Here is a 14,561-nt window from a genome sequence, read left to right as displayed (position 1 = left end):
TTTCATTTGTTTTTTATATTTTTAAAAATAAAAATTGGATTATTGTTAATAATTCCGATGAAATTAAAATAAAAAACCCTGTAAGTTGAAAAAAATTATCAATATAACTAATAAAATAAATGTAAAACAGTGTTTATCGACATATTAAAGTCTGTAAACACTGTTTTTTAGCGTTTTTATCATTTTTATTATTTAAAATAATTGTTTATAAATAATTTGTCCCATTTTCGGCACAAATATAACAAAATATAAAATTTTATGAGAAAATTATAAATGACGATGACTGCTATTTCTTAATTTAGTAAAGAAATAGTAAAAAAACGTTAATCAAAAGAAAGGGGATAATAAGAGATATATGAGCCGTAAAAATAATTTAAAAAAGCTGTTAGAATCTAACAAAAAAGAGCACTACAAGATGTACAAAAGTGGCAAACATTGGATGTATGCCATGATTACGGCTGTTGGTGGTGTATTAGGGATTAATGCCTTTGCTTCGCAATCGTATGGTGTTCCTGATAACACACAAGCCGATGCTGGTAAAGAAGCGGATACCAGTGACCTCTTAGCCAATCAAGAGAGGACTACCATACCCGCAGCTGAAAATAATACAACAGCGGAAGATTCTTCAGCAACAAAACCGGCAATATCTGATGCATTAGGCACTGACCAGAAATTAAATGAAGCGGCAGCTAGCCAAGATGCACAAGTCGATCATAATTCAGACACCAATGAATTAAACATCGGATTAAAAGATGGATTGACACCAAGTACCGATCTAATCGAAGCCGCAGCGGAATACTCCGCAAAGAACAATTTAGTCACGAACTTTACGTCACGTTCAGCTTATGCTCTAGCTGAATTTGGAACTGTTGCAAGTGATGCAGATGGAGGAGTTGAAAACGGGAGAACAGATTTTGATAATGAAATTGCTGATCCTACACCTGTTCCTAAACCAACATCTATAACAGTAGATGTTCCGGATACAATTGCTAATATTGATACTTATCATGCTGATGCGGAAGCTGCAGGAACCTTAAGGACAGTTACAACGTGGCAAGAACTTCAGTCTGCGTGGCAAGATACTACTGTTAAATTTATTGATATTACACAAGATTTTGATGCACCTACTTCAGCAGTCAGTACTAGTATGTTGAGGAATGTTAGTACAGCAGGAACGGATGTTATTGTTAATGGGAACGGTCATAATGTTAATTTATGGCAATCTAAATTTGCAATGACTAAGACTGCTCAAATGGCAAGAAATACTGTTCAGGTCACCATTACGGATTTGAACGTACAACAGGGGGATAGTGCGGACTCTAGAATTTCAAGTTATGCAGGATATAATAGAGCATTAATAGATGTAAATGACTATAGGACTGGTGTTACAGTTAATGTTAATAATGTTAATTTAACACCGAGAACGGATCCTAACACTAACGGTGTATATGCTCAAACTGCAGTATCTCCACGTCTTGTTAATAACGTTGGAGGTGACGTATATCTATCTGGTAATATTTATGCAGAGACTGATCATGAATTTGTACAGGTTGGTAGTCTATCGATTGCCAATAATACTAACATAAAAACAGCAAGGCCTAATACACCCGCCTATAGTCAATATTCAGCTGTTTACTTTTATGATATAAGCATTCCAGGTTGGTCCCATGCTGATCGCTATTTTACGGTTGGAGATGGTGCAACGCTAGACTTTAATGAAAATCCTAATGTAACAGCTAATGATTATCCTGCAGTATTCTCCGATTACGGTAGATGGGACGTGGGGGATGATGTAACTTGGAATCAAGACGGATTTAGACGATTGATTGATGATACTTATTGGTATACAGGAAGAAGAACTATTACTTTTGGTCAAAATCTTAACATGACAGCCTCAAGAACTACTGGTATTTACGCTTTTTACCTTACAAAAGGAAGTACGGTTGTTTTCAATGCAAATACAACTTTAAATCTCGAACAATGGAATTCTAATAACGTTGTCCGACTTGAAGGTGGTTCACTATTAAACTTTATTTCTCCGAAATCTCTTCATATTGCTAGGTTAAACGGTTCAGGAGCTCCTGCAGAGGGGCAAGCTTTTTATGTTGGAGGGTCAGGTAACGGTAGAAGCAGTGAGTTTAGGATGAATAATTCTTCCATAAACTCATGGGAGAGTAATTATTCAGGAAATCTTCCAGAAGGTACAGCTAGAGATAAATTCGTTACTTTGTCGTATTATGGTGGACAATATTCAACGCTGACGTATGCTGATGGGAATTCTATAAACTATTCGAATGTAATTACTAATAAGACCAGAGAAATTTTAACTAATGCAATTGACCCAGGTGCAATAAAAGTCAACTATATTTTATCAGATGGCTCAACAGCTCAAACAGTCGATGTACCGATTACACCAGAAAATAATTATATTGGTCAGTTTATTCAACTAAGAACTGAAGAGTATGTGAACCAAATTCCTGAAAACTACATGTGGGCACTTGGAAGTCAAATACCAACCGGTGCTAACCAAGATGGTGGCGACCCAACAAGTACGGAAGATGATGGTGATAATGGACAAGCTGGTGTAGCAATTGTTCCAATGGAGAATGAAGAATACACTTACAATATTTATCTGTATGGTAAACCAAATCCAAATATTCATTATGAATATGTTGATGTTGAATCTGGTGCTGTTATACAAAGTGATTATGTTACACCTTCATTAGAAGCTTCATGTACAAACTTGCTTCCAGCCAATTACGGAAATACGATTGATTGGACAAATGATTATTATACGAAATCACCATTTGAATCAGGTGGTCAAACCAACTTACCAAACGGTACTCACTATGCAACTGGTGATGAGTTAATAAATTCAAGTAGACAAACATTTACCCAACCAACTAGTACGGTTGTACCCGAAGATACAGTGACTCCTGATACAGTTCAAATTTATGTCGTTGCAGATATGCAACAAGTAAACGTCACTTTTACAAAATCTGACGGTCTTGGTATGGATAATCCGGAACAGGCAACTAGTAAAACGTATACGGGTAAAACAGGTCAACAAATCAGTCTTGAAGATCTAGTTGGTGCAGATATCATTGAACCAGGCTACCATATAGATCCAGCAGCTGAAGCATTCGTATATGATAATACGCCAAATGGTGCAAGTGCAACGCAAGATGGTACTCCGCAAAATATAACAGTGGAATTAATCCCTGATTATCAAATTGCAGGAATCACCTCAACAAACGAACCACTGCACAATCCTGGTGATGATACTGAATTATATGGACCAATTCCAAATAATATTGGTGAAGATGCAGGATTTAGTGTGGCAGGAAGATCTAATGAAAATATTGTACTTCCGAAAACCGATGCAGATTTAGAAAGATACGGATTCATTTATACTGTTAAAGGGCCAAATGATACGGATTACAACACATTAGCTGAAGCTTTAGCAGCCAATTCAACATTTGATACAACCAGTAATGGTGTTCAACAACAAGATGCTACACCACAGATCTTTGAAGTTACCTATGCTGAAGAACCTATTTCAGCTTCAGAATCAGCATCAATTAGTGAATCAGAAAGTGTTTCGGAATCTATTTCTTTATCCGACTCTGAATTAGTTTCAGAATCTAAGTCATTATCTGATTCAGAAGTAGAATCAATCAGTAAATCTATCTGGGAATCAGAAAGTGCTGAAGTTTCTGATAGTGAATTACAAGAATCAATGAGCTTGTCCATGTCAGAAGAGATATCAGATAGCATTTCAGATTCAATTTCAGACAGCGAAGAGATTAGTGATTCATTTTCTTTATCAGAAAGTATCTCTTCCAGTTTTGAAAACAGTGAATCGATATCAGCAAGTAAATCCTTAGAAGAAAGTATTTCTGATTCAGAATCTGAATATGAGGAATCTATCTCAATTTCCGAATCTCTTATTATTAGTAACTCTATCTCGGATTCGTTGATAGATGATTCAGTATCGATTTCAGCATCAACTTCAGATTCATTGATAGACGATTCGTTATCATTTTCAGCGTCAAGTTCAGATTCATTAATAGATGATTCGTTATCAATTTCGGCATCAAGTTCAGATTCGTTGATAGATGATTCATTATCAATTTCAACCTCAGTTAGTATGTCTAATTCTGATTCAGAACTAGAAGAATCTCTCTCAGCTTCCGAATCAATCAGTACATCCTACTCTGATTCAGAAGTAAGTGAATCTTATTCGACATCAAGAAGTGTCAGTACGTCGGAAAGTATCGAAGAATCAGAATCCTTATCTATTGTAGTAAGTGAATCAGAATCAAGAAGTCGCTCAGTCAGTGCTTCAGTAAGTCAATCGATCTCCATTTCTCGAAGTGATAGTAATGAAATTTCTGAAAGTAAGAGTGTAGAAGAAAGTCTAAGTTACAGCACAAGTAACTCGATTAGTGCAAGTAATTCCGAAAGTGATTTTAATAGTCGCTCAGTGAGTGCAAGTATTTCTGATGTTGTTTCAGATAGTTTATCAGACGAACAATCACTTAGCCGTTCAATCAGTGCAAGTCTATCGGATAGCACATCGGATAGCGTATCAGATGAAGAATCATTAAGCCGCTCGATTAGCGCAAGTTTATCGGACAGCACATCAGATAGCTTGTCAGATGAAGAATCACTAAGTCGTTCAATCAGTGCGAGCCTATCAGATAGTAATTCGGATAGCGTATCGGATGAAGAATCGTTAAGCCGCTCGATTAGTGCAAGTTTATCGGATAGCACATCAGATAGCGTGTCAGATGAAGAATCATTGAGCCGTTCAATCAGTGCGAGCCTATCAGATAGTAATTCGGATAGCGTGTCGGATGAAGAATCGTTAAGTCGCTCAGTTAGCGATAGTAATTCAGACAGTGTGTCAGATGAAGAATCGCTAAGTCGTTCGATTAGTGCGAGCCTATCGGATAGTAATTCGGATAGTGTGTCAGATGAGACATCGTTAAGCCGTTCGATCAGCGCAAGTTTATCGGACAGCACATCAGATAGTTTGTCGGATGAAGAATCACTAAGCCGTTCGATCAGTGCAAGTCTATCGGATAGTAATTCAGATAGCTTGTCGGATGAAGAATCGTTAAGCCGTTCAATCAGCGCGAGTCTGTCAGATAGTAATTCAGACAGCTTGTCAGTTGAGGAATCGCTAAGTCGCTCAATCAGTGACAGTAATTCGGATAGTTTATCGGATGAAATATCGTTAAGCCGTTCAATCAGCGCGAGTCTATCGGATAGTAATTCAGATAGTTTGTCGGATGAAGAATCGTTGAGTCGTTCAATAAGTGCGAGCCTATCAGATAGTAATTCGGATAGTTTGTCAGTTGAGGAATCGCTAAGTCGCTCGATCAGTGATAGTAATTCGGATAGTTTGTCGGATGAAATATCGTTAAGCCGCTCAATCAGCGCAAGTTTATCGGACAGCACATCAGATAGTTTGTCAGACGAAGAATCATTGAGTCGCTCAATCAGTACAAGTGTTTCAGACAGTAATTCAGATAGCTTGTCGGATGAAGAATCGCTAAGTCGTTCGATCAGCGCGAGTCTATCAGATAGTAATTCAGATAGCTTGTCAGTTGAGGAATCGCTAAGTCGCTCAATCAGTGACAGTAATTCGGATAGTTTATCGGATGAAATATCGTTAAGCCGTTCAATCAGCGCGAGTCTATCGGATAGTAATTCAGACAGCCTGTCGGATGAAGAATCATTGAGTCGCTCGATAAGTGCAAGTTTATCGGATAGCACATCGGATAGCGTATCAGACGAAGAATCATTGAGCCGCTCAATCAGTGATAGTAATTCAGACAGCTTGTCAGTTGAGGAATCGCTAAGTCGCTCAATCAGTGATAGTAATTCGGATAGTTTGTCGGATGAAATATCGTTAAGCCGCTCAATCAGCGCAAGTTTATCGGACAGCACATCAGATAGTTTGTCAGACGAAGAATCATTGAGTCGCTCAATCAGTACAAGTGTTTCAGACAGTAATTCAGATAGCTTGTCGGACGAAGAATCGCTAAGTCGTTCAATCAGCGATAGTAATTCAGACAGCATATCGGATGAAGAATCATTAAGCCGCTCAATCAGCGCGAGTCTATCGGATAGTAATTCAGATAGTTTGTCAGATGAAGAATCGTTGAGTCGTTCAATAAGTGCGAGCCTATCAGACAGTAATTCAGATAGTGTATCGGATGAAGAATCGTTGAGTCGTTCAATAAGTACGAGCCTATCAGATAGTAATTCGGATAGTTTGTCAGATGAAGAATCGTTGAGTCGCTCAATAAGTGCGAGCCTATCGGATAGTAATTCAGATAGCGTATCTGATGAAGAATCGCTAAGCCGCTCAATCAGCGATAGTAACTCAGACAGCTTATCAGACGAAGAATCGCTAAGTCGTTCGATCAGCGCGAGTCTATCAGATAGTAATTCAGATAGCGTGTCAGATGAAGAATCATTAAGCCGTTCGATCAGTACAAGTATTTCAGACAGTAATTCAGATAGCATATCAGCTGAGGAATCGCTAAGTCGCTCAATCAGTGATAGTAACTCAGACAGCTTGTCAGACGAAGAATCATTAAGTCGTTCGATTAGTGCAAGTCTATCGGACAGCACATCAGACAGTTTGTCGGATGAAGAATCATTGAGTCGTTCAATCAGTGCGAGCCTATCAGATAGTAATTCGGACAGCGTATCAGATGAAGAATCATTAAGTCGTTCAATCAGTGCAAGCTTATCGGATAGTAATTCAGATAGCGTGTCGGATGAAGAGTCGTTGAGTCGTTCGATTAGCGCGAGTCTATCGGATAGTAATTCGGATAGTTTGTCAGACGAAGAATCATTGAGCCGCTCGATAAGTTCGAGTCTGTCAGATAGTAATTCAGATAGCATATCAGCTGAGGAATCATTAAGTCGTTCAATCAGTGACAGTAATTCGGATAGCTTGTCTGATGAAGAATCGCTAAGTCGTTCAATCAGCGCGAGTCTATCAGATAGTAATTCAGATAGCGTGTCAGATGAAGAATCGCTAAGTCGTTCGATCAGCGCGAGTCTATCAGATAGTAATTCAGATAGCGTGTCAGATGAAGAATCATTGAGTCGTTCAATAAGTGCGAGTCTGTCAGATAGTAATTCAGATAGCGTATCAGACGAAGAATCATTGAGTCGTTCAATAAGTTCGAGTCTATCAGATAGTAATTCAGATAGCGTATCAGACGAAGAATCATTAAGTCGTTCGATCAGCGCGAGTCTATCAGATAGTAATTCAGATAGCGTGTCAGTCGAGGAATCACTAAGTCGTTCGATCAGTGACAGTAATTCAGATAGTTTGTCAGATGAAATATCATTGAGTCGTTCGATCAGCGCGAGTCTATCGGATAGTAATTCGGATAGCGTGTCAGATGAAGAATCATTGAGTCGCTCGATAAGTGCGAGTCTATCAGATAGTAATTCAGATAGTGTGTCTGATGAAGAATCGCTAAGTCGTTCAATCAGCGATAGTAATTCAGACAGCTTGTCAGTTGAGGAATCGCTAAGTCGCTCGATCAGTGACAGTAATTCGGATAGTTTGTCAGATGAAATATCGTTAAGTCGTTCAATCAGCGCGAGTCTATCAGATAGTAATTCAGATAGTGTGTCAGATGAAGAATCGCTAAGTCGTTCAATCAGCGATAGTAATTCAGACAGCTTGTCAGTTGAGGAATCGCTAAGTCGCTCGATCAGTGACAGTAATTCGGATAGTTTGTCAGATGAAATATCGTTAAGTCGTTCAATCAGCGCGAGTCTATCAGATAGTAATTCAGATAGTGTGTCAGATGAAGAATCGCTAAGTCGTTCAATCAGCGATAGTAATTCAGACAGCTTGTCAGTTGAGGAATCGCTAAGTCGCTCGATCAGTGACAGTAATTCGGATAGTTTGTCAGATGAAATATCGTTAAGTCGTTCGATCAGCGCGAGTCTATCAGATAGTAATTCAGATAGCGTGTCAGATGAAGAATCGCTAAGTCGTTCGATCAGCACGAGTCTATCAGATAGTAATTCAGATAGCGTGTCAGATGAAGAATCGTTGAGTCGTTCGGTCAGCGCGAGTCTATCGGACAGCACATCAGATAGTTTGTCGGATGAAGAATCATTGAGTCGCTCAATCAGTGACAGTAATTCAGATAGTTTGTCAGATGAAGTATCACTAAGTCGTTCGATAAGTGCGAGTCTATCAGATAGTAATTCGGATAGCGTATCAGACGAAGAATCATTGAGTCGCTCAATTAGTACAAGTATTTCTGATAGTAATTCAATCAGTCTATCAGCTGAAGAATCATTAAGCCGTTCAGTTAGCGACAGTATCTCTAACAGCATCTCGGATTATGAATCGTTGAGTCGCTCAATCAGCGCAAGTATCTCAGACAGTAATTCCGATAGTGTTTCAGATTATGAATCGTTAAGTCGTTCTATTAGCGCAAGCATTTCTGATAGCAATTCCGATAGCCTGTCAGATCAAGAATCATTAAGTCGCTCAATTAGTGCAAGTATTTCTAATAGTAATTCAACAAGTGTTTCCGATTACGAATCACTAAGCCGTTCAGTTAGCGATAGTATCTCCAACAGCATTTCGGATTATGAATCGTTGAGCCGCTCGATTAGCGCAAGTATTTCAGATAGTAACTCAGATAGTACTTCGGATTATGAATCGTTAAGTCGTTCTATTAGCGCAAGTATCTCAGACAGTAATTCCGATAGTCTTTCGGATCGTGAATCACTAAGTCGCTCAATTAGCGCAAGTGTTTCTGAAAGTAATTCAGATAGTCTTTCAGATCAAGAATCATTGAGTCGTTCGATCAGTGCTAGCATTTCAGATAGTAATTCAACAAGTGTTTCCGATTACGAATCACTAAGCCGTTCAGTTAGCGATAGTATCTCCAACAGCATTTCGGATTATGAATCGTTGAGCCGCTCGATTAGCGCAAGTATTTCAGATAGTAACTCAGATAGTACTTCGGATTATGAATCGTTAAGTCGTTCTATTAGCGCAAGTATCTCAGACAGTAATTCCGATAGTCTTTCGGATCGTGAATCACTAAGTCGCTCAATTAGCGCAAGTGTTTCTGAAAGTAATTCAGATAGTCTTTCAGATCAAGAATCATTGAGTCGTTCGATCAGTGCTAGCATTTCAGATAGTAATTCAACAAGTGTTTCCGATTACGAATCACTAAGCCGTTCAGTTAGCGATAGTATCTCCAACAGCATTTCGGATTATGAATCGTTGAGCCGCTCGATTAGCACAAGTATTTCAGATAGTAACTCAGATAGTACTTCGGATTACGAATCACTAAGTCGTTCGATTAGCGCAAGTGTTTCCGATAGTAATTCCGATAGTCTTTCGGATCGTGAATCACTAAGTCGCTCAATTAGCGCAAGTGTTTCTGAAAGTAATTCCGATAGTCTTTCAGATCAAGAATCATTGAGTCGTTCGATCAGTGCTAGCATTTCAGATAGTAATTCGACAAGTGTTTCTGATTACGAATCACTAAGCCGTTCAGTTAGCGATAGTATCTCTAACAGCATTTCGGATTATGAATCGTTGAGCCGCTCGATTAGCACAAGTATTTCAGATAGTAACTCAGATAGTACTTCGGATTACGAATCACTAAGTCGTTCGATTAGCGCAAGTGTTTCCGATAGTAATTCCGATAGTCTTTCGGATCGTGAATCACTAAGTCGCTCAATTAGCGCAAGTGTTTCTGAAAGTAATTCCGATAGTCTTTCAGATCAAGAATCATTGAGTCGTTCGATCAGTGCTAGCATTTCAGATAGTAATTCGACAAGTGTTTCTGATTACGAATCACTAAGCCGTTCAGTTAGCGATAGTATCTCTAACAGCATTTCGGATTATGAATCGTTGAGCCGCTCGATTAGCACAAGTATTTCAGATAGTAACTCAGATAGTACTTCGGATTACGAATCACTAAGTCGTTCGATTAGCGCAAGTGTTTCCGATAGTAATTCCGATAGTCTTTCTGATCGTGAATCACTAAGTCGCTCAGTTAGTGCAAGTGTTTCAGATAGTATGGATTCCTTAAGTCGTTCAGTTAGCGCGAGTGTATCGGATAGTATTTCGAATTACGAGTCATTAAGTCGTTCAATTAGTACCAGCATTTCCGATAGTAATTCCGATAGTCTTTCAGATCAAGAATCATTAAGTCGTTCGATTAGTATGAGTATTTCGGATAGCTTGTCAGATCAAACTTCATTAAGTCGCTCGATCAGTGCAAGTATTTCCGACAGTAACTCCGATAGTTTATCTGATTATCAGTCATTAAGTCGTTCGATCAGTGCTAGCGTTTCTGATAGTAATTCCAATAGTGTTTCGGATTACGAATCATTAAGCCGTTCAGTTAGTGCGAGTGTATCGGATAGTATGGATTCCTTGAGTCGTTCAATCAGTGACAGCATATCTGATAGTATTTCAGACTATGAATCATTAAGTCGCTCGATCAGTGCAAGTATTTCTGATAGTAATTCCGATAGTGTTTCGGATTACCAGTCACTAAGTCGTTCGATTAGTATGAGCATCTCTGATAGCTTGTCGGATCAATCGTCATTAAGTCGTTCAATCAGTGCAAGTATTTCTGATAGCAACTCAGATAGTCTTTCAGACTACGAATCTCTGAGCCGCTCAATCAGCGCCAGCATCTCTGACAGTAATTCAGATAGTATCTCGGATCATGAATCACTAAGTCGCTCAGTTAGTGCGAGTGTATCGGATAGTATGGATTCCTTGAGTCGTTCGATTAGCGCCAGCGTATCTGATAGTATTTCGAACTACGAGTCACTCAGTCGTTCAATCAGTGCAAGTATCTCTGATAGTAACTCAGATAGTCTTTCGGACTACGAATCGTTAAGTCGCTCAATTAGCACAAGTATTTCTGACAGTAATTCAGATAGTATCTCAGATCAAGAATCACTGAGTCGCTCAGTTAGTGCGAGTGTGTCAGATAGTATGGATTCCTTAAGTCGTTCAATCAGTGCCAGTGTCTCTGATAGTATTTCGAATTATGAATCACTAAGTCGTTCGATCAGCACGAGTGTTTCTGATAGTTTGTCAGATCAATCATCCTTAAGCCGTTCGATTAGTACGAGCATATCTGATAGTCATTCAGATAGTGTTTCAGATTACGAATCACTGAGCCGCTCAATCAGTGCAAGTATCTCAAACAGTAACTCTGATAGTATTTCGAACTACGAATCGTTAAGTCGCTCGATTAGCGCAAGTGTGTCTGATAGCGTCTCAGACCAGTTGTCCTTAAGTCGTTCTATCAGTACAAGTATTTCCGATAGTAACTCAGATAGCATTTCGGATTACGAATCACTCAGCCGTTCGATTAGTGCAAGTATTTCTAATAGTAATTCAAATAGCTTGTCAGACCTCGAATCGTTAAGTCGTTCGATCAGTGGAAGTATCTCGAATAGTCTTTCAGAAACGGAATCGTTAAGTCGCTCGATCAGTGCCAGCATTTCTAATAGCCTTTCAAATGCTGAATCACTTAGCCAATCAGATAGCACAAGCGTGTCGGAAAGTCGGTTCATCAATGAATCGCTTAGCAATTCGACTAGTGCATCGATTAGCGAATCAATCAGTGCCAGCAATAGTGATAGTGCATTAGCGGCCAGCATCAGTAATTCGCTTTCTGAAAGTATCAGTAATTCAGGATCTACTACCCAATCGCAAAGTACTTCTGGTTCAAGAAGTTCATTATTACCAACCACTGGTAATAGATCGAATGGGACTGGCGGATCAGGTGGTACAACGGCAGCAGGGAATACCAGTACTGCAGCATCAAGTAAAGGTACCCTGCCACAAACTGGTGAAGCACAAAATGCACAATTAGCTATGTTAGGTGGATTCATTGCTGTAGGATCTGTGTTACTAGCATTAGCCAAAAAGAAAAAAGAAGATGACAGTGTGACAGATTAATGGATGCTCACTCTTCAAGCTTCTGAGAATCAAATAAGAAACCGTGTGAAGTATAAAACTTCACACGGTTTCTTTATTTTTAAAATAAAGAATTTTCTGATTGAGAATGACTAAAAATAATCATTATAAAATCCAAAAATAACAATAGTATTATTATTAGGGAAAGTGTATATGGCGAAAAAGCCTTATGAATCGGTGTATCAACCTCCTCTTAATAAAAAATTAACGATTGTCTCTTTTTATTAAATAACGATTGGAATCAGCTAATATAATCACGTTTTTTTGTGTTAAGAAATAAGAAATTCACACAATATTTTGTTCAAAACGAATTATTTTAGACTTTTTATTTGAAAATAATGATTAAAGATTATACTATTTCGGGACTGGTTAAGAACCAAATTTGTTGTGGAGGGGTTGAACTTTGAAGAAACTTATTAACTTATTTTTATTATTTGTAATCTTGATGTCTTTATCGCCGGTTCAATCACTTGCTGCAGATACGTCAACGGTAGAAAGTTCCGAGACAACAGATACTTTACCAGAATCTAATGATGCGATAACGAGTGACACAACAGAAAGTACGGCATCTTCATCTGATGTAGCTTCATCTAATACGGCTTCATCAGAAAATGAAGAAGTAGTGGCAGAAACTTCTGACGAACCTCAAGTAACAGTTGCGGATGTGACCCAAACAGGAAGCAGTACAGCACCTTTTCTAGTTTCCAATGCCAGTGAGCTATCCAGTGCTTTGGCTAATGCTATTCCAAGTGGATCTGATGCATTGTACATAAAGTTTTTAAACAATATCGACTATAACTTTACTGGGCAAGTGATTAATAAGAATACAGTGATTGATGGTGGAAATTATAATCTGACCTATACTGGGACAGCTTATACAGCTATTCATTTTGTTGTCCGACTAAATAATTTGAACATAACCTTAAAAAATATCAATTACAAAAATGCTAGTAGTTATTACGGGATCCTTACTGTTGCCAGCAATGCCACAGGAAATCAGGTAAATATTGAAAATGTCACCTACAATGTCAGTCGTGGGGGTCAGCCCTTTTATTCAGATGTGGGGAATAATACTTTGAATTTCAGTGGAACGAATGATTTTTATGTTGATAGTTCAGGTGGTGATAACCAAGAATTTTCCGAAGGCTTTAGCAATATTAATTTTAAAAAGGACAGTGTCACTAAGATCCATCAGAATACCTCTAGTAGCGAGGGCGTGTTCTGGATGAAAAGTAATGGCACGATGAATCTGGAAGAGAATGCTCAAGTCAATATTGAATCTGGAAAATATGGATTGTTTTATGTCAATGGTTCGATGAATTTGAATGTCGGGAAAAGTGCCCAGTTTAATTTTAATCGCATCAATGGATTTCAACCTACCTATAACGATCTGATTCGAGTGCAATCAACGATGAATATTTCGACTGGTGAAGATGCGGAAGTGAATTTTTCCACTGAGGCGATGGGCATGAATGTTAAAACAGTAAATATCTATGCCAATAAAACGAGTCAAGTTGCATTTCGTTCTACTGGTTCCCAAGCCGCGATTGCACAAGGGACAGCAAATTTTTTGAGGCAAGATGATTCTAATAGCTTGTACCAAATTAACTCAGAAGCAAATGGTGTGACGACGACTTTAGTGGATAAGGTTCCTTACAATCAATGGCAGACAGTTAATTCCACTAGTTACAGCGGAAAGTCAGCGATTATTTATGAAAGAATGCTGTCTTTAGAAGGAATTACTGCTGCAGAAACGGTAGGTCGTGGCGTCAGTCGAATCGATGCCAATACTTCCGGCTATAAAACAATGAAGAGTCGGAATAATTCGATGCGCTATTTATTAAGTAGCCAACAATTGACGACCCAGGCTGATATAAAAACAGCTTATGATCAAATGTTGACAACCAATCCGAATGCTGCTAAGGAAATCACTAGTTCAGCTGTGCCAGATGCGCCACTGAGCTTTAGTAATTTGCCGGCGGGAAATTACTATGTCTATGGTCAAGCAGTCGCAAGTACGACTGGTGCAACTGCGACAACGGATTGGGTACAGGCGACCGTCACTGTTCCAGAGTATAAGGATTTATCTATTGTTTCTACGATTGATTTTTGGGCCTTCAGACCGAAGATTACCAAAGAAGACAATCTGGACTTTGCCAATTATCAAGTGATTAATTACGGGAATACTACCCGCAGTTTGTCATTGAATAATTTAACCGTGAATAGCGGCTCTGCTAGTGACGTTACTTTGGTGGATCAATTAACTGAAGGAAAAGACAGCCAGCTGGCACTTTCATTAGTTGCCCAAAAAAATGATTCCCAAGATGAAGTCAAGTGGGGACCGTTGTTAGCAAATAAAGGCAGTACCGCAAGTTTGAGCCTGACTCCTTATTGGCAGACAGATCATGGTGCAGATCTTTATGTGACTGGGAATTTTTCTGGTCCTTATGATGTGATAAAAAATGTCAGTTACACGTTGCATTTTGATATAGCGACCGTGACTAGCTAGAAAGGAGAACAAGATGGAAGAAACAAAACC

Annotated in this window: 2 protein-coding genes; both read left to right on the top strand. The window is 38.8% G+C overall.

Going from position 1 to position 14,561, the window contains the following annotated elements; genetic code table 11:
- Window positions 1–355 precede the first annotated feature (355 nt).
- Window positions 356–12,004: a pectate lyase-like adhesive domain-containing protein gene (locus tag KUA55_RS10460; protein WP_281419027.1), complete on the top strand. Its 11,649-nt coding sequence runs from the start codon at window positions 356–358 to the stop codon at window positions 12,002–12,004.
- A gap of 421 nt (window positions 12,005–12,425) precedes the next feature.
- Window positions 12,426–14,531 (top strand): hypothetical protein, encoded by a 2,106-nt coding sequence (locus KUA55_RS10455; RefSeq protein ID WP_218326190.1) that lies wholly within the window; start codon window positions 12,426–12,428, stop codon window positions 14,529–14,531.
- Window positions 14,532–14,561 lie beyond the last annotated feature (30 nt).

The sequence above is a fragment of the Enterococcus alishanensis genome (assembly GCF_019218635.1).
GTDB lineage: Bacteria > Bacillota > Bacilli > Lactobacillales > Enterococcaceae > Enterococcus_A > Enterococcus_A alishanensis.
Note: the sequence above shows the minus strand (reverse complement) of the source record. Positions and strands in the feature narration are given on the sequence as shown.

Coding starts and splice junctions, on each gene's coding strand:
- KUA55_RS10460 (WP_281419027.1), top strand. CDS start 356: ATGAGCCGTAAAAATAATTTAAAAAAGCTGTTAGAATCTAACAAAAAA.